We start from the raw sequence: 16922 nt of genomic DNA, 5'->3' as shown, positions 1-16922 counted from the left end.
GAACCTTCAAGGCACGGATGTGCGAACAAGCCCGGGACATAAAAAGAGGAACCATCCGTCAGGATGGTTCCTCTTTACCGGTGGAGCTGAGGGGACTCGAACCCCTGACCCCCTGCATGCCATGCAGGTGCGCTACCAGCTGCGCCACAGCCCCGGACTTGCTCCGTTGCGGTGTCCCGCCGAAGCAACCTGATCAGCTTAATGCACTTTCGTCCGCTGCGCCAATTGGCGCCTCTGGGCGTGTCTTCAACCGCTGCCGTTCTTTGCCGTCGGCCTGTCGGAGGGACCAAAAAGCCGGGAGGCGGAAACCAAAAAATCCGCCGGAATCAGATGATTCCGGCGGATTGTCGGTGGGGGTCCACATGCCTATTCGAAACAAAGTAGCGGGTCCGTCAAACTTCGTTCCCTGATGCGCAAAATCTACGCCCGGCCAGAGGTAACGCGTGTTGCACCGCCTATCCCCCGGCGTGCCAAGCAGATTAGCGACGAGCAGTCAGCCCAGCTGGCAGCCGAGTACCGCCAGGGCATGACGGTTGGCGAACTGGCTGAGAAGTACGGCATCCACCGCGTGACCGTCGCTGATCACCTCGCCGTGCACGGCATCGAGAAGCGCCTACGTGGGTTGGATGAAGCTCAGGTTTTGGACGCAGCCACTCGCTACCACGCCGGCTCATCCCTGGCTGTGCTGGGAAAGAAATATGGCGTCTCACCTACAACGGTTCGGAAGAATTTAGTTAAGCGGGGCGTCGTGATGCGACGTTCATATGGATATCTGCTGTCAAAGGAATCTCTAGGAGGAGAGCTCGAACCACCAGCCGTGGTTCGGACGCCGCCGGTCGAGCTGTGTCGATCAGCTACAACAAGTCTCATAATCGCTAGCATTGACTGAAAATGCGAAACCTTCCATACTCATGCATAAATATGAACCCCATCCCACAACAACTGAACCTCAGCCCGATAGAAGTCGCGGAAGTACACGACCTGAGATCCGCCTTCATGGAATGGATGATCCAGGAAACTCCGGACAACATTGGCGTCATCAATCTCGTCAAGCCGCCACGCATACTTATCCAGTTCTGGGATGATGCAGCTTGTATCCCTGCAGATGTCCAGGGCTGCCTAGACAGCTGGGCTCCTCTGGAGGAGATCGGATTCGAGCGCTTGCTGTTCGACGACGCGACCGCCGAACAGTTCATTCTGGAGAACTTCAGCCCGCGACATGCTCGTGCATTCAATCGATGTCGTCACCCAGCGATGCGTGCCGACTTTTTCCGCCTGTGCTTTGTCTTGAAGAACGGTGGGCTCTATGTCGATGCAGATGACACCTACCAGGGGTATGACATTGACAAGCTGATGGTCGACGGACGGCTCAAACTCCAGCCGCTTTGCTATGACATTGCTTCAGATTCAATGGTTGATCCGGTGGGTTCAGCCGGGATTTCTGTAGCAGGCGGACGCATCTTCTATGTCAACAACAATCCGCTCCTCGCACCTGCGAACCATCCGATCATTGCCATGGCTCTGGAACAGGCAACTAATTCACTACTCTCTGCAGACGAGGACAGTCGGGACATCCAGTCGTTGACCGGTCCCGGCAATCTCACATCGTCTCTCGTTGCTCACGCCGTCGAGTTAACTCAAGCCGGGAAAGGCTGGGACTTCGAGCTGCTCACAGACTGGGATTCTGTGGCGGTTAGTACGTGGCCACTCTCATATCGCTCCGATGACCGTAACTGGCGACGATGGGTGAGTAGCGATGGGTAGTAAGTATCCAAATCGAATTAACGGGGGACTCGTCCGATGAATATGTTGACCTTCGCTGACTTCAAGGAGCGATTCGCACATAGATTGCGACTCCGCACACGTGTCCTGGATCTTCGCCGACGCGCCAAGGTCTTTTCTAGCGGCGATGAATCTGACGCGATACAGCGCATCTACGTCATCAATCTAGATCGTAAGCCCGACCGCTGGAGCCGCCTCCGGCGCGAACTCAACCGATTTCAAGACCGTCATGGTGAACAGCTATCAACGGTCGTCAGGAGATTTTCGGCCATAGACGCCAGATACTTGAAATCGGAGCCTGACCACTCAACGCTGATTCCTACGTTCACACTTGCCGATCAATTGACCATCGACCCGAACCCACTCCTTCTCGTTGACGACGATACGCGCGCACGCAAGATCACGATGACCAGGCAAGAGATTGCTGTCGCGCTATCGCATATCGAAGTATGGAAGCTGATCGCCGAGGGAGAGGTCCCTAGTGCGCTAGTGCTTGAAGACGACATCGTCATGCCATATGGTTTCGTCCGCAATCTCGAAGAGACGTGGTCTGCGGTCGAGTTTAACGCAGAGGGTGTCGCAAATTTCGATCTGCTGTATCTCGCGTTCAGAGATGTTGGTGCGTCTGTCTCGCCACAAGATCAGGCCCTTATGCGGCGAAAAGACCCCGGCCTCTGGGAGGCGTCGGGGTACGTCGTAACGCGTGAAGGTGCCCGGAAGCTACTCGACAGACTTCCTATGTACGGCCCGGTCGATCTGTGGCTTAACTTACAGTTCCATGACCTGAAGGTGTTCACAGCCGCCCGACCTATCGTCGAGCAGCGCCTCGACGAACCATCAACGAATTCATATTCAGTACTTCCGGTACTTTCACAGGTCGGCGTGATCACACGCGAAAAACCCCTCGTGACGACAGCAAAGAAGCTACGTGGCCCAGTCATTGCGCTCGGCGATCCCGGCTCAGGCCTGACAGCTCTGGCAAAAGCACTCTCCATGAGCGGCTACACCTGCTGCAGCGATCTTGGCACGCTGCCCGCCTTAGAACAGAAAAGGCTACTCACTGGGCGTCGCAATAGACTCTTCAATGCCTACGTCAACATCGGCACCCTCGACAGCACAGTCGCCACGGTCATCGCCAAATCTAACCCCGACGCCCTATTCATCCTCACGTCACCTGGTGTGGAATTGCCGCTCATCCACCCCGACCGGGTCCTATCTTTCGATGATGCTACCCGAGACAAATGGGCTGTGCTGTGTGACTTCCTAGGAATCGACTACCCGTCATTTCCGTACCCCAACGACGCAGACCTCGGTCAACGCCCAGTGGTAGATCGGACACCGCTTGCCGATTCTCGTGCATCTACGAATCACAAGTTCGACAAGTCCCCCTGGACACTCTCCCCAGCGCGCGAAGATTGGAACGGGTTTTCTCTCGAGAGTCTTTCAACCCATCCTGCTGTTATCACCGGCGTCGACTGGACGGAGGGTGAGATCCTCACGTCTCCGAACTGGAAATTAAGAGACGACACCTTTCCCAGCAACCTGTCCTTGTTCAGCCCAGATAACTTCAACGAAACAAACAGTGGCAGCGCCCTCCTTACATTCCAGGAAGAGAGGACATCGGTACGGGAGTTTACATCGGCGGCGATTGCAAGCGGCGACTCCTACCTGTACGGCAGATTCTCCGCGAAGCTCCGTCCATCGAGCGTGCCGGGGCTCATCACCGGTATCTTCCTTCATCGCAATGGCCCACGCCAAGAGATCGATATCGAGTTCCTAGGCAAAGACACGACGAAGATGCTCGTCAATGTCTACTACAACCCTGGACCTGAGGGGACGAAACTAGAGTATGGCTACCGTGGCACTCCAACTCAAATCGACCTCGGTTTTGACGCGGCAGCAGACTTCCATACCTACGAGATCGATTGGCAACCCAACGTCATTCGCTGGAAAGTCGACGGCCTGGTCGTCCATGAACGCACGCTCTGGAACCCCACACCTATTCCAGATCAGCCACTCGAATTCAATATAAACCTGTGGCATTCACGCTCAGTGGAGTTCGCCGGTCGCCTAGAAGAGAGAGATATTCCGACAACGACCGAACTTAAGTCACTTGAGGTCCGTACCTACGCCCCTGATTTTTCAGGCTCGTACGCAATTGAAGCGGAAGCAATCCTTCATTCTTAGCCTGCGCTTTCACTTATCATCGTGCGCTATGGATATCTTCGCTTTCAACCTGTCGCCAACCTGCATGGCATGAAGGTTGGGAAACTGGCCAAAAAGTACAGCATCCACCGCGTAACCGTCGCGGATCACCTTGCCATTCATGGTTTCGCGAAGCGCGTGCGTGGGCTGGATGAAACTCAGGTTTTGGATGCCGCCGAGTGCTATCAGGCGGGCACATCTCTGGCTGTGCTGGGAAAGAAGTACGGCGACGTCTCACCCACCACAGTTCGACGAGCCTTAGTTCAGCTGGGGGTTGCGATGCGGAGTCCGTGTGAGCACCTGCTCATTTCGAAGCCTTGGGACGAATTTCCTGAAGTTGCTTCCACTCAGCTTCCAACTCCTCGAGCTTCGGTCTCACGGACAGCGTTTCCAGTGGCTGAGAGTGACCATCCATAATCCGACAGGCCTTCTCGTAAATCGGGACAATCACTTTCTTAGCTTCATCCAGTTTTTTACCATTGATCGAGTCAAGCTTGGTCAACATGACGTTTGGCTGGTACCGCTGGACCACTTGTTGCAGAAGCTCTTGTTCAACGACGACCTCACACCACGATCGAACAAGACTGTAGCCCTTCTCGACGAGCGCTTCCCGCGCTTCGCCTTCTGCTGCTTTGGCCGACTGTAGTATCGCATTCACTTTGCCCGTCATCTTCTTGACGGTGTCCCATCGCGGGTGTGTTCCCGAGCTGACAATTCCCTTAAGCGGACCGTCGTCTTGAATGGAGAAGTAGCTACAAAGGGCCGTGTTCTTGTCGAATCGCGACAACAGTTCGGTGGCGAACCAGATGTTGTGCGTGAAGACGATGACTTGTCGTTCCTCTGCCAAACGAGCGATCCTGGAAGACACTTCACCGATACGGCGATAATCAAGGCTGTTCACTGGATCGTCAAATATCACCGGTGAAGATGCAAAGCGAAGCGAGGACTCCGCGAGGAAGTCGGCCATGGCGATGACCTTCTGCTCACCTTCCGAAAGGATGGCAGACGGCTTGTGACTGGTCACTGTCTTCACGCGTCGGCTAGCGCCTTTGCGACCCGGGAAGTCAAGCTGTACTTCCGGCGCGCGAAGCTTGCGACATTCTTCCTGAAACCTGGTATCGAAGTTGTTGTTAAGTAACAACGTACTTGCCTGCTTCGCAATCCCCGTCAGGCCAGCTTGCGTAGAAGGGATTCGACCTGTGGCGATCCGCAGAGACTCAGCCCACTTTGCATCCTCAACATAGGCCTCGATGTCCGAGAAGTGGTCGTTCAGTAGTGATCTAGCTTTCAGGTTGAGCAGTTTGGCTTGAGACTCAGCGAGCTTCGCAGTCCGGTCGGCAGACCGTTGATTGAGTTCAACAATCAACTTCTGACTTGCGTCTATCCTCGCCTGAGACTCCTTACTTACCGGCGCCAGGAGCAACGCGACAGGATCTGAACCAAGTGAGCGCTTCGCAACCAGCTCGATCGAAAGATCCTTGGCCGCGGACACCAGCGCAGTCGCAGCCTTCATGTGTTCGTCATCGTCCGGGATCTGGCCAAGTGTTTCAATGTCGCGCTCTAAGCGCTCAAGATCGCACGCCAGAATGTCCCGCGAAAGTTCTTCGAGGAGCCGATTAGATTGGCTGATCATCAGTTGACCAGCGTTATTGGCCAAGTCTTTGTACGTCTGGAGGAGTGTAACTGCATCCGAAGACAGAGCTTGCCGGCAATACAGGCAACTGTCTGCCTCGGACGGATAGGCATCCAGATGAAGGTGCTTGCGGTAGTTGTCGCCCGCAGTGATCAACTCATGCCATTCATCACTGTCGGCGGCAGGTATTTCGTGGTGTTCGGAAATAGTTGCCTTGAGCTTCCGCTGCCCATCTTCCGCGGCTTTCAGGTCAGCAACTGCTTGGTTGTATTTTTCTCGATCAAATTTAGCCAAGGCCGTTGCAAGCGCCAGGATTTGTGTATTGGCGGATTGGCGATTGTTAGCGACGGTCAGCTGGGCTCGAACACTGTCGCCTTTAAGAGCTTCGACAACATCTGGCAAAGTTGTCAGATCGGCAGATTCCTGATCTGACAGGTTAGCGAGAGTTCTCAGGCCCGGCAGGTCAGTTGCAGGACCCAGCGTCTCAACGAGAGCATAGACGCTACTGCCTCGTCCAAAAAGTGGAAGGAACGTGTTCTTCTTAGGCTTTTTTGCTTCGACACCGGCTGCCGCCAGTTCGGAAACTCGACCAATGGCGTCGCTCACATACTTGAAGAGCGCAAGGTCCGCAGGCGTATATGCGTAACTGAGGTCACTATCAAGATGCATGAGTACAGATGGAGAGTCAAAAACATCCATGCGATCGAGCGGCGAAAAGCCCTCCTCATTCGACCACGCAGAAGATCCAGCCACCCCATCCAGGGACCAGGCAAGCTCCGCAGACGGTGAATCGGATGTGGAGCCATTATGTACATTGCGGATGATAGTTTCAGCCGAGCGAGCTTTAGCGATTCGCTTGAGAATCCTCGTGTAGCCAGTCTTACCAGCGCCATTTTCTCCGAAGATAACAGTGATGCCTTCGTTGAAGGCTATGCATTGGTTCGAAGCCAGAGCGTTGACCCCCTGGACATTCTCGAGGCTAAGAAGCTTGAGCACCGAACCGTCTTCTGAAGCGGCGTCCAAGAGCTGGATGGCCGGAACAACGGCGGGCTCAGTTCCCGATAGTCTTTTCTCGGCCAGGTAGTGAGCAAACAAGTCCTCGAAAGACTCACCGGCAACAGGAGATCGTGTAGCCAAGACGAGGGCTACAATCTTGCGGACCCAGCCGTCCTGTCCGTTGGCCCAATCAACCAAAAGCTGACTGGCGCTTTTAGTCATTACGATACTGTCTTCATTCTCTAAAACTAATTCGTTTTGATCAGTTAGCAAATCCGGCACTTTAATCCCCTCATACGGCAACACTACTAATATAGAAAAGAACCGAATCTCCGAGGGCGGGCCATTGGTCGGAAAGCCTTTAGCTGAATGCAGTATTCTTCAGCTATTATTGTGACACCGAATTCCAGGCGGTCAAGCGTCTAATGCCGTGTCATCTTGCGAAGTTGCTCCGGATTCTCTTCCGCCAAGCGATCAACAATCTGCATGACCGTAGCGACGTAAGCATCGACATCGACGTGTGGCTTGACCAAGCTGCTAATAGTCAGTACCTTCTGCTTGCGGCCAGCTACTCATGGCTGGATCGGTTGAGTCGCAGGAACGCCCGTCTCCATATTGCGCATCATTGCGTACGCTTGGAAACACCAAGCGATCTCAGTCCTCGGTTGGCTGGCTAGGCCATAGTTCCCAGCGGTTCGCTCTGCCGCGTCGGACTTCACTACCTGGGTACCTAGCTTGAAGTTCCGTCAGCTGTTGATCACTTCTGCGATAGACAGCCCTGAGGGCACTACCGCCAAGGGCTTGAGCGGCGCCGGCTCTTTCACGCCTTGGTTTCGTGCGAATATCTCAAACATCTGCTGCACTTCCCGGAGCCGGGCGGCCCAGCCAGGCCAAGCAGGACACGGTCCTTCGGTTGGCCGTGTACACCAACCGTGTTGCGCAATTGGTGTCGAGCACTCCGAACACATGTCATCGGCGATGAGCTGCGGTATCGCGAGCAGCTTGTCCAGACTGCTTGTTGCTTGTTCCAGCTCAAGACGCGCCTTGGCTCGGGTGCTCTTGTCCGTCGCGCCCTTCACGGCTGTGGTGAACTCCTGGACCTTCTCGCGCAGTGCCCCCACGCTGACCGAACGATGTGCAGTGAACGCGGCCAGCATCATGCCGCGGAGGTCGCGGGGCAGCCTGCCGTGCATGTCGACGACCTGTTCTGGGTCACCGACGAGACTACTGAGACGGTTAACCTCTGCCTGACGCCGAGTGATCGAGGCATCAAGTTCGGCGACCTGTCCTGCGCGCTTTCTGGAGTCCATTGCCGGGAACCGTTCGCCGGATCGAAGAGCCTTAACCTCGTCAACCTCATAGTCGAGTCGCGACTGTTGCTCCAGCAAGGCCAGGCGAGCGCTCTCCGTCTCGGTGTCGTAGCGTTCGCGGTTCTTCTCGAATCCCTCCTGCTCGGCCGCGCAACGCTCCTCGATCTCGTGATCCCGAAGCTTGAACATAGCCTGGACCTGCTTGTCCGTAAGTATGCGATGGTCAGGTTCAGCCCTTGTCCAGTGGCCCATGACCTCCATTGCTCGCTCGATCTCCTCGGCGCGGTCCTCGAGAACCCACGGGTTCCACGTCGACTCGTGGTGAAGTTCGAGAAAAAGTCGCCGCGCAGTCAAGAATTCCGCGGCTGTTGTTGCCGCGCCTGGCATCGGCTTCCAAAGCCGACCCTCGTGTTCGAAGGTGCCCGCCGGATACCCAGTCTTTGTTGTCGGTGTCATAACGAATTATTCTGCCGAGTGCCTCCGACATTCTCTACCAGCAGCCCGGGTCAGTCGTCTGCTGTCGCGACCGGCGGCCCGCCCGCGCTTGCGCTCGACCAGCAAGGGGGTTGCACCGTTTATGCTCTTGGCATCCGAGGTGTGCGCGTCCATACCATGGATGATCAGGTCGGCAGACTCAGCGGAGCAGCCTCGCCATCAAGACCCAAAGACACAGCCTGATTGCGACGGATTCTCTAGCTATATGTTCCAAACGTCCATGTTTTCTAGCTTGGACGGCACGTGCACGGCGTTCGCGAGGTGATGCCCCTGAAGACTCTGGCGAATCGTTCTGACCGCGACGTATGCATCCATGATCAGCTTTCGCTGCTTGGCGTAGATCGTTTCGTCATAGTCATTGTCCCGAATGGTGTGTGCATCAGGATTTCTTGCATTACGAATGTCCCTCATCGTCTTGCATGTGAAATCTACCAAGCCCTGCGGATCCTCTTTGACGAAGAGCGTCAGCCATTCCTTGAGAAGCGTGAGCGACCGTTTCTGCTGCCGCACCATCGCACCACCGTGCCCGGGAACATCATGGAACATCTCGGGTATCTCCGCCGCGAAGAACTCGTCCGTCATGTTGTCGGACAGCATCTTGTCCAGCATGGCGGTGAAGTCACGAAGTTCCTTCATAGTCGGGCGAACCAGATGCCCGAAGTCGCGGGGTCGCGGCTCACGCGAGTCCGGTTCCTTAGCCTTGGCGCCACTCTCATAGATCTTCCGAAAGAGCTGAGGATAGCCGATGGCGTCGCACATCTTGTTGATGAGCGCCATCTCCTCAAGCATGGCAACGAAGGGGCTTAGCTTTTGTGGGAACTCGGCGCGAAGGTGCGTACGTATGAAGTCTGGATGCAGCCGGAAGTTCTCGCGGTCGGAAACCTCATGCAACTTCCAGTACTGCTGCTCGGTAGGCGCGAGGTCATCGACGTACTTCAAGAAGACCCCGACAACGACAAGGCCGTCAGTAACACGATGACCGACGCTCATCGTGTTGAGGAACATGCCATCCGGGAAGTCATCCCGGGAAATCTGACCGTCAATGTCGAAAATGTAGTTGTATCGAGGATCGTCCCGGTACCGAGCCAGGACGGCCGTCTCGAAGAAACGGTGCTCCAACTGGCCGGCCCCCAAGGCCAGTTCTCGACTGAACGGCGCATCGGCGTAAAGGGCCGAAGGAACCACTGTCTGCAGATGCCCTGGGGTGGGGAAGAGCACGGCATCAGTGAGAGGGCGGCCAATAGTATCGATGACTTGGAGATGAACGCCGGGAGCTTCAGGAGGTAGACCGAGAATGTGGGGGTTGACCATACGCTGACCGAAATTCGCGTAGATGAGGCCTTCTTCCAGCAACGGCCGAAGTTCAGTTGTAAGTTCGGGCGGAAGGGAGCCGCAGTGGACACCGTTGAAATCGTTGGAAGTCAGGTAGGCGTCAGTGATGAAGCCGAGGAGCAACTTCTGGGGCTCGGACAATTCGGCAGGCATGCTTCATGGTGCCACAGCCTGCGTGGCTAACGACGAAACCATGGGCTATTGTCCTCAGCTCAGGCTGCGCCGCCTTTGGGAGCTTCGTCCGATGCCAGCTCCGGGCACATGGTAAAGATAGTCCATGCATCCCGTTTTCCGCACAGAGTTGTCGTCCGATTTTCCGGCCGGAGCGACTTTCAAGCCCCCGAAGCCCTCGGAGATCGACGAGGAAGGATTCGGCAACTTTCGGGACGTCGTTGATCTTCGCGGCACGACGGTCAAGGAAGCTCGAACCTATTTGGCCGCACACCGGCGCGTGCTGGAATTCCTGGATGCACTGGCCACCAACCCGGACGACTTTGAAGAATATGCGCAGGCCTTCGAAAACAGCAATGCTGAGGACGCGGGCCTGTCGGGAGCCGCCGCCGACCAAATCTATGGCCTTATCGAGTCCCAGGACTGCGACCTTGGAGGTCTGGAGCTTGGCGTGGGGGCTCTGGCGTACGCCCTTTCTGCCGGAAAGATGTTCCCAGCAGCTAGCTGTCGCAGCCACGTCGCTCGGAGTTGGGCGCCGTATCCGGTCGTCTATTTCGCGTCCATCCGGCCCCGCGCCGAACTTCTGCGAGACCTGATCCCCGAAAACGGATCCGGATGCGGATTCGACGTCGACCCGGACCGACCCGAGCTACTTGTGGTCGCAGCCCCATCATTGGTCGACATACTCGATCTGGCCCAATCAGTAGTCGACAACGTGGCTAAATTTCGATTGCTCACCACCCGGACCAACGGTACTCGAAGCCCAGTAACACCCTATGTTCAGCCTTCGCTGCTCGACGACTGATGACCATCGCGGTCCAGAAGCGAGTGATGAAACATACTTTGTCGTTGCTGCCCGTTAGTATCCAAAGTGCTGGGCAACGTTGACGGCACGAACTACAACTGGGGGGGGTCAGTGACAACCGAGCAAATCCTTCCGCCGGATCCGCATCTCATGGAGTCCATGCGCGCCGTCGGCTACACACTTCAGACAGCCGTTGCCGACCTCATAGATAACTCGATATCCGCAGGGGCCACCAACGTCGACATATTCTTTGGCGATCAGCCTGAGCCATACGTCGCTCTGGTCGACGATGGCGAAGGAATGACGGCCGAGGACGCCATCAAAGCAATGCGTTTGGCAGGCGCCAGCCCGATGAAGTCGAGGAATCCGAAGGACCTGGGGCGCTTTGGTCTCGGACTGAAAACGGCGTCGTTGTCGCAGTGCCGAGACTTGGTCGTCGTTTCCAAGCGTGACGGCGTCTTGTGCGGCTTCGAATGGAACATCGATCATATGATCGAACAGCAAACTTGGAGCCTCCTGGTCCTTGCTGAGGAAGAGTTGCGGGAGCTCCCCCGGTTCAACGAACTAGCTGAGCTCACCTCTGGCACGCTCGTCATTTGGCGGAATCTCGACAGGCTTGAAGCGACCGTTGGAGATCTCAGCTCGTCGTTCGACGCCGCCATGGTGGATGTCAAAAGCCACTTAGCCCTTGTATTCTACAGATTTCTTGCCGGCGAACACGGCCAACGCTTCGGCATCTCCCTAAACCGCGCCCCTGTGCAAGGCTCCGATCCTTTCCTAGAGTCCAACAAGTCGACCCAACTCGGGCCATCCGAGTCCTTCTCCGTCGGAGGGGAACGAATTGAGGTCCAGCCGTACACGCTGCCGCATCTAAATCGGATGACGACGGCAGAAAAGAAGCGGGCTCAAATTGCTGGTCGAGTCCGTGACAGCCAAGGCTTCTATATTTATCGCGGAAAGCGTTTGGTCATTTGGGGTACGTGGTTCCGCATAGCACCCAAGGACGACTTGGGGAAGCTCGCCAGAGTCAAGGTCGATATCCCGAACACGTTGGATCACCTGTGGTCTTTGGACATTAAGAAGGCTTCAGCAGCCCCACCCCCGCAGATTCGAGACAATCTTCGACGAATTGCAGGGCGCATCGTAGAGCCGAGCAAGCGTGTTCATCTCTATCGTGGCCGCATCGTCCAAGAACAGTCCCGAACGAGTCCCATGTGGAACGTGGTCGATGACCGCGGCACTTTCAGATATGAGATCAATCGGCAGCACCCAGCTTTGGAGATGTTGGCCGATCAGATGAGTCCCGATGATGTCACGCAGATGTCAGTGGTGCTTTCACTTCTGGAATCGACCTTCCCCGTTGAAGACGCATACAACCGACTGGGCCAGGACGAGAATCATTCGCCACTTCAGCCATCTACTCCGGAGCTCGAAGGCTTGGCCTCGGGCCCTCTGGAAAGCACACAAAGCAAGGGCCGAACCGGTTGCGACGCTGGCTGCCGCTCACGCAGGCCACCAAGTACTCCTTGCTGGCGGTAGCCGCGGGGACGCCCTCGGTCGCGCACAAGCCAACCAGGCGGCCCACAGCGACACAGAAAAGGGAACCACCAGATCTGGTGGTTCCCTTTTCGTATCTGTTGAGGACTTACTGAATGGCATCGACTCTGTCGATGGTTCGAATAAGGTCAATATGGTGGAGCTGAGGGGACTCGAACCCCTGACCCCCTGCATGCCATGCAGGTGCGCTACCAGCTGCGCCACAGCCCCGAATTATTGCTGCTCTGCGAGCCTTTCTCCCGGGTTTCCCCGGAGCAACTCAAATATCTTAGAACAGCAATTCCGAAAATTCCAAATCGGGCATATTCCGGCTGGTTCCCCTGTTGTTACTCCGCGTCGGAGGCAGCGGCAGCCTTCGCCGAGGTGTCGTCGCCCAGCTGCAGGTCCACTACCGGGCAGTCTTTCCAGAGACGCTCGAGCGCGTAGAAAACGCGGTCTTCCTCGTGCTGGACATGGATGACAATGTCCGAGTAGTCGAGCAGGACCCAGCGGCCACCCGAACGGCCTTCCCGGCGCACCGGCCGCAGATCCTGCTTGGCAAGCTCTTCTTCGATGCCGTCAACGATGGCGTTGACCTGCCGCTCGCTGGGGGCTGAAGCAATGAGGAACACGTCGGCCAGGGCAAGGCGTTCGCTCACGTCCAGGGCCACGATGTCCTGGGCAATCTTGTCCGCGGCCGCTTTGGCGGCGGCGCGGGCTGTGATGATGGATGATTCTGATGCAGTCACGGGACTCCTTGTTGAATTTAGAAAGCGTGGGTGCCGGCGGTGGCCGGTCAGTTGGACATGCCGCTGATGATCAGCAGGATGCCCGAGATGAGGGCCAGGATCCCGAAAGCCAGGACGCAGAACTGGAGCATCCGATTGCGGTTGGCGCGGGCGAGGCCGGCCGTGGCGGCGTCGAGGGGATCTAGTCCATGGGCAGACCGCGCCGGGATACGCGGCAGGTCCTCGAAGGCGTCCTCGGTGTCGGTGTGGGCCGCCGCCGGTGGCTGCACAGCCGGCCTTGGGCGGGTTGCCGCCCTGGCCGCAGCTTCTGCCCGGGCGATGACCTGGGACCGGCCGGTTCCGCCGTCGGACGGGGCTGGCCTCGCGCCGTTTGCAGGGCGCCGCTTCTTAGTGCCGGCCGCAGGAGGAACCTTGCTGCCGGGGCGGGTGGTGACCGGAACGTGGGACGTTGCCGGCGGCTTCATCACCGGCCGGTCCACCCCTGGCACCTGGACGAATTCCAGCGGCGTGACCATGGCCAGGTTGCTGGCCGTCGAGGGGGCTGGACGCTGATCTGCAGCAGGCTGCGTCTTCGGTCCCTGTTGCCCGGACTTCTGCTGGCCCGGCGCGGGTTTCTGGCCGGGCGCGGGTTTCCGGCCCGGGACGGGTTTCTGGCCCGGGACGGGTTTTCTTCCCGCTTCGGATTCCGGAGCGGGAGCCGGCTCCTGGCCCGGTAAAGGCTCTTGCCCGATTGGGACGCCGGCTTGTTCAGCAAGCTTCTGCCTGGCCATGGCCCGGCGGTTGATCACGGCGGCACGTTCTGCCAGCGCAATCTGCTCCGCCAGGATCTCCGGATCCACTGCCTCCGGATCCAGGGAAGCAATGTGCTCCATCTTGGCGATCTGGTTCTTGGCCTGCTCGGCGAGCAGCGCCCGCGCCGCCAGCGCCTGTTCAACCGTCATCCCCGCAGGAGCCGTGGCAGTGCGCGAAGACGCGGCCGGCGTGGTGGCAGCTTTGGAGTCCCGGGCCTCGGCGGGATTCTCCGGGGCAGGACAGTTTTCGGGCCCGTTGGTGCCCGGAGCAGCCGGACCGGCGGGGACCACGATAGGGGTGGCAGCGGTGAGTGCCTGCTCCTTGAGCTGCTGAAGGCGGAGCTGGCGCCGCGTGGGCGGGCCGCCGCCGGCCAGCTGGCCCTCTTTTTCTTCCAGTTCCTTGATAGTCCGCAGCGCCGCGCGGTCCCGGGCACGGATCTGGGAGGAACGCTGGGTGTGCGTCTGTTCGGCTGCGCGGGCAGGTGCGTTCTGGGCAGGTGCGCTCTGGGCAGGTGCACCCGGTGAAGGGGCACTTGGCGCACCCGCACCCGGAGTGCGAGCACCAGGGACATTGGCACCAGGAATATTGGCGCCGGAAGGGCCGGGGGCAGGCCGGCTTCCCGGAGGCTGTTTCGCGGCAGGGGTAACCTGATCCGTGCCTGTGGACACGGATGCCTGTTGTGCATCCCTGGCCTTCCGGAGTTCCCGGCGGCTGCGGATGGGGGGCTGTTCCTGACTCATTGAGGACTCATTCAGTGCTGGCTGGTTCGCTTGCTTCGGAAGTGGCATGCCCGCCTGCCGGCGCTTCCAGGTACAGGCCGTACTTGGCGATGTACTGGACCACCCCGTCAGGAACGAGGTACCAGACGGGATTATTCGCGGCCACGCGGGAACGGCAGTCCGTGGAGGAGATGGCCATGGCCGGCACCTCGAGCAGGCTGACGTCCTTGCGTCCCATTCCGTCCAGCACGTGTCCAGGCCGGGTGACGCCGACGAAGTGCGCCAGTGACCACAGTTCGTCGATGTCCTTCCAGGACAGGATCTGCGCGAGGGCGTCCGCTCCAGTGATAAAGAACAGATCAGCCTCGGGACGCTGGGCGCGGAGGTCGCGCAGGGTATCGATGGTGTAGGTGGGGCCGGGCCGGTCAACGTCCACCCTGCTGACGGTAAACCGCGGGTTGGACGCAGTGGCGATCACAGTCATGAGGTAACGGTGTTCCGGTTCACTGACCTGCTTGTGGGACTTCTGCCACGGCTGCCCGGTGGGGACAAAGACCACCTCGTCGAGGTCGAACTCGGCAGCAACTTCACTGGCAGCCACAAGGTGGCCGTGATGGATGGGATCAAACGTCCCGCCCATCACGCCCAGCCGCAGCCTGCCGTTGGCACCGTTACGGTGCAGAGCGCGGGAAATGTTAGTGGCCCTGCCCGTGGTCGTGCTTGTTCGGGTGCTGGCGGTGCGGATCCGCGTGCTCCTCAGTTGCGGCGTGGCGGTTGCCCAGGTTGGTGTAGGAGAGGGTGATGAACATCATGACCAGGAGGATGGCGAAAATGACGACGCCGAAGACCCACGGCTCAGCCCACAACGGCGCGAGCTCTTCGTGTTCTCCGCCCTCGGCGATGGTCGTGGCAATCTGCTGGAACAGCATGTTCTCCCCTAATGCTCAAAGGATTGTGGCAGCGGAAAGCTCCGCCGATTCTGACTTCTGGTCTATGTTACCGCGTTGCTACCCGCGGACCTGGCCCTCGCCCTGCACGATCCACTTGGTGGTGGTGAGCTCGGTCAGGCCCATGGGACCGCGGGCGTGCAGCTTCTGCGTGGAGATGCCCACCTCGGCACCCAGGCCGAGCTCCCCGCCATCGGTGAAGCGGGTGGAGGCGTTGACGATTACCGCAGCGGAGTCCACCTCGGCGATGAAACGCTCGGCGTTGGAGAGGTTGTTGGTGAGGATCGCCTCGGTGTGGCCCGTGGTCCAGGTGCGGATGTGCTGCACGGCCTCATCGAGGCTGTCCACCATGGCGACGGCAAGATCGAGGTCCATGTATTCGGTGCCCCAGTCCTCGTCGGTGGCCGGCTCCGACTCGATTGACGACGGAAGGGCAGCACGGATGCGTTCGTCGGCGTGAAGCCGGACGCCTGCCTTGCTCAGGGCCGTGGCAACGGCTGGCAGCACGGTGGAACCGGAGTGGACCAGGAGGGTCTCCACCGTGTTGCACACGCTGGGACGCTGGGTCTTGGCGTTCAGGAGGATCTCCACTGCCATGTCTTCGCTTGCGGACTCGTCAATGAAGATGTGCACGTTCCCCTCCCCCGTCTCGATGACCGGGACAGCGGAATTGGTGACCACAGTCTGGATGAGGTCACGGCCGCCGCGGGGAATCAGCACGTCCACCCTGCCGCGTGCGCGCATGAGGACGTTGGCACCGGCGCGCCCGTACTGGTCAACGGTCTGCACGGCGTCAGCAGGCAGGCCCACGGACTCCAGGGCCTCACGCAGGACACGGACCAGGACTTCGTTGGTTGCCTCGGCAGCGCTGCCGCCGCGCAGGATCACTGCGTTGCCGCTCTTGAGGGCGAGTCCTGCAATGTCCACTGTGACGTTGGGCCGTGCCTCGTAGATGGCGGCCACCACGCCCATGGGGACGTTGACCTGCCGCAGGCGCAGCCCGTTGGGAAGGGTCTGCCCGCGGACCACGTTGCCGACGGGATCGGGAAGGTTTGCCAGGTTCTCCAGGGCAGCGACCAATCCGGCGATCCGGGCGTCGGTCAGCGTGAGCCGGTCCAGCATGGCCGCGGAGGTGCCGTTGGCCTTGCCTGCCGCGACATCCTTGCTGTTGGCTGCAAGAATGGCGGCGCTGTTTTCCTGCAGTGCAGCCCCCACGGCACGAAGCGCGCGGTCCTTCCAGGCGCGGTTGGCCATGGCCAGGCGCCGGGCGGCAAGACGGGAACGGTCTGCGATGGCGTGGACTGCTGCTTCGACATCGCCGCTGGCGGAAACCGGAGCCTCGGCCGGGACCTTTACTGCAGATGAATCGGCCGGCTGCGCGGCGGAAGCGGCAGCGGTGTCTCCGGAATTTTCAGCAGTGGTGTGTATCAGGGCCTCAGTCATGATCCAA

The 16922-nt window shown here is 58.7% G+C and carries 13 protein-coding genes and 2 tRNA genes; 5 read left to right on the top strand and 10 right to left on the bottom strand.

Annotated features, from left to right (window positions below):
• Nucleotides 1-81 precede the first annotated feature (81 nt).
• Nucleotides 82-154, bottom strand: a tRNA-Ala gene (locus tag ARTSIC4J27_RS08795).
• 255 nt (nt 155-409) lie between these two features.
• Here ARTSIC4J27_RS08795 and ARTSIC4J27_RS22465 point away from each other — a divergent pair.
• From ARTSIC4J27_RS22465 to ARTSIC4J27_RS23475, 3 genes are read left to right on the top strand one after another with little or no spacing between them, the layout of a single operon-like run.
• On the top strand, nt 410-889 hold the full coding sequence (locus ARTSIC4J27_RS22465; protein WP_152683818.1) for a helix-turn-helix domain-containing protein: 480 nt from the start codon (nt 410-412) through the stop codon (nt 887-889).
• 32 nt (nt 890-921) lie between these two features.
• The gene (locus ARTSIC4J27_RS08790; RefSeq protein ID WP_050054820.1) at nt 922-1764 is read left to right on the top strand and encodes a glycosyltransferase family 32 protein; all 843 of its coding nucleotides are present in this window, start codon (nt 922-924) and stop codon (nt 1762-1764) included.
• Nucleotides 1765-1800: 36 nt separating this feature from the next.
• Complete coding sequence (locus tag ARTSIC4J27_RS23475; RefSeq protein WP_083435380.1) at nt 1801-3969, top strand: family 16 glycosylhydrolase; 2169 nt, start codon at nt 1801-1803, stop codon at nt 3967-3969.
• Nucleotides 3970-4291: 322 nt separating this feature from the next.
• Here the strand turns inward: ARTSIC4J27_RS23475 and ARTSIC4J27_RS08780 are convergent, their stop codons facing one another.
• From ARTSIC4J27_RS08780 to ARTSIC4J27_RS08770, 3 genes are all read right to left on the bottom strand, one after another.
• Nucleotides 4292-6838 carry an AAA family ATPase gene (locus ARTSIC4J27_RS08780; protein WP_050054818.1) on the bottom strand — a complete coding sequence of 849 codons (2547 nt, stop codon included), beginning with the start codon at nt 6836-6838 and terminating at the stop codon, nt 4292-4294.
• Between the two features lie 524 nt (nt 6839-7362).
• Entirely contained in the window at nt 7363-8382 is a 1020-nt protein-coding gene (locus ARTSIC4J27_RS08775; protein WP_152683817.1) for a hypothetical protein, read from the bottom strand.
• A 240-nt stretch (nt 8383-8622) separates the two neighbouring features.
• Nucleotides 8623-9906 carry a hypothetical protein gene (locus ARTSIC4J27_RS08770; RefSeq protein WP_050054816.1) on the bottom strand — a complete coding sequence of 428 codons (1284 nt, stop codon included), beginning with the start codon at nt 9904-9906 and terminating at the stop codon, nt 8623-8625.
• 124 nt (nt 9907-10030) lie between these two features.
• Between ARTSIC4J27_RS08770 and ARTSIC4J27_RS08765 the strand changes: the two genes are divergently transcribed.
• On the top strand, nt 10031-10729 hold the full coding sequence (locus ARTSIC4J27_RS08765) for a hypothetical protein (RefSeq protein WP_050054815.1): 699 nt from the start codon (nt 10031-10033) through the stop codon (nt 10727-10729).
• Nucleotides 10730-10840: 111 nt separating this feature from the next.
• A complete protein-coding gene (locus ARTSIC4J27_RS08760; protein WP_152683816.1) occupies nt 10841-12268 on the top strand; it encodes an ATP-binding protein in 1428 nt (475 codons plus the stop codon).
• A 152-nt stretch (nt 12269-12420) separates the two neighbouring features.
• Here ARTSIC4J27_RS08760 and ARTSIC4J27_RS08755 read toward each other — a convergent pair.
• The 6 genes from ARTSIC4J27_RS08755 to ARTSIC4J27_RS08730 form a co-directional block, all read right to left on the bottom strand.
• Nucleotides 12421-12496 (bottom strand) — tRNA-Ala (locus ARTSIC4J27_RS08755).
• A 116-nt stretch (nt 12497-12612) separates the two neighbouring features.
• Nucleotides 12613-13014, bottom strand: a complete 402-nt coding sequence (gene rsfS / locus ARTSIC4J27_RS08750; protein WP_050054813.1) for a ribosome silencing factor — start codon at nt 13012-13014, stop codon at nt 12613-12615.
• A 47-nt stretch (nt 13015-13061) separates the two neighbouring features.
• The gene (locus ARTSIC4J27_RS08745) at nt 13062-14546 is read right to left on the bottom strand and encodes a hypothetical protein (protein ID WP_050054812.1); all 1485 of its coding nucleotides are present in this window, start codon (nt 14544-14546) and stop codon (nt 13062-13064) included.
• A gap of 7 nt (nt 14547-14553) precedes the next feature.
• The gene (gene nadD, locus ARTSIC4J27_RS08740; protein ID WP_050054811.1) at nt 14554-15165 is read right to left on the bottom strand and encodes a nicotinate-nucleotide adenylyltransferase; all 612 of its coding nucleotides are present in this window, start codon (nt 15163-15165) and stop codon (nt 14554-14556) included.
• Nucleotides 15166-15220: 55 nt separating this feature from the next.
• Entirely contained in the window at nt 15221-15454 is a 234-nt protein-coding gene (locus ARTSIC4J27_RS08735; RefSeq protein WP_050054810.1) for a hypothetical protein, read from the bottom strand.
• A gap of 78 nt (nt 15455-15532) precedes the next feature.
• Nucleotides 15533-16915 (bottom strand): glutamate-5-semialdehyde dehydrogenase, encoded by a 1383-nt coding sequence (locus tag ARTSIC4J27_RS08730; RefSeq protein ID WP_050054809.1) that lies wholly within the window; start codon nt 16913-16915, stop codon nt 15533-15535.
• Nucleotides 16916-16922 lie beyond the last annotated feature (7 nt).

Origin of the sequence: Pseudarthrobacter siccitolerans, assembly GCF_001046895.1 — a bacterium.
GTDB classification, from domain to species: domain Bacteria; phylum Actinomycetota; class Actinomycetes; order Actinomycetales; family Micrococcaceae; genus Arthrobacter; species Arthrobacter siccitolerans.
This window is presented reverse-complemented; position numbering and strand designations above follow the sequence as displayed.

Excerpts from the sequence above, each read along its gene's own strand:
- ARTSIC4J27_RS08790 (WP_050054820.1), top strand. The coding sequence starts at position 922 with ATGAACCCCATCCCACAACAACTGAACCTCAGCCCGATAGAAGTCGCG.
- ARTSIC4J27_RS23475 (WP_083435380.1), top strand. The coding sequence starts at position 1,801 with ATGAATATGTTGACCTTCGCTGACTTCAAGGAGCGATTCGCACATAGA.
- ARTSIC4J27_RS08745 (WP_050054812.1), bottom strand. The coding sequence starts at position 14,546 with ATGAGTCAGGAACAGCCCCCCATCCGCAGCCGCCGGGAACTCCGGAAG.
- ARTSIC4J27_RS08770 (WP_050054816.1), bottom strand. The coding sequence starts at position 9,906 with ATGCCTGCCGAATTGTCCGAGCCCCAGAAGTTGCTCCTCGGCTTCATC.
- ARTSIC4J27_RS08730 (WP_050054809.1), bottom strand. The coding sequence starts at position 16,915 with ATGACTGAGGCCCTGATACACACCACTGCTGAAAATTCCGGAGACACC.
- ARTSIC4J27_RS22465 (WP_152683818.1), top strand. The coding sequence starts at position 410 with ATGCGCAAAATCTACGCCCGGCCAGAGGTAACGCGTGTTGCACCGCCT.
- ARTSIC4J27_RS08780 (WP_050054818.1), bottom strand. The coding sequence starts at position 6,838 with ATGACTAAAAGCGCCAGTCAGCTTTTGGTTGATTGGGCCAACGGACAG.
- ARTSIC4J27_RS08735 (WP_050054810.1), bottom strand. The coding sequence starts at position 15,454 with ATGCTGTTCCAGCAGATTGCCACGACCATCGCCGAGGGCGGAGAACAC.
- ARTSIC4J27_RS08765 (WP_050054815.1), top strand. The coding sequence starts at position 10,031 with ATGCATCCCGTTTTCCGCACAGAGTTGTCGTCCGATTTTCCGGCCGGA.
- nadD (WP_050054811.1), bottom strand. The coding sequence starts at position 15,165 with ATGGGCGGGACGTTTGATCCCATCCATCACGGCCACCTTGTGGCTGCC.
- ARTSIC4J27_RS08775 (WP_152683817.1), bottom strand. The coding sequence starts at position 8,382 with ATGACACCGACAACAAAGACTGGGTATCCGGCGGGCACCTTCGAACAC.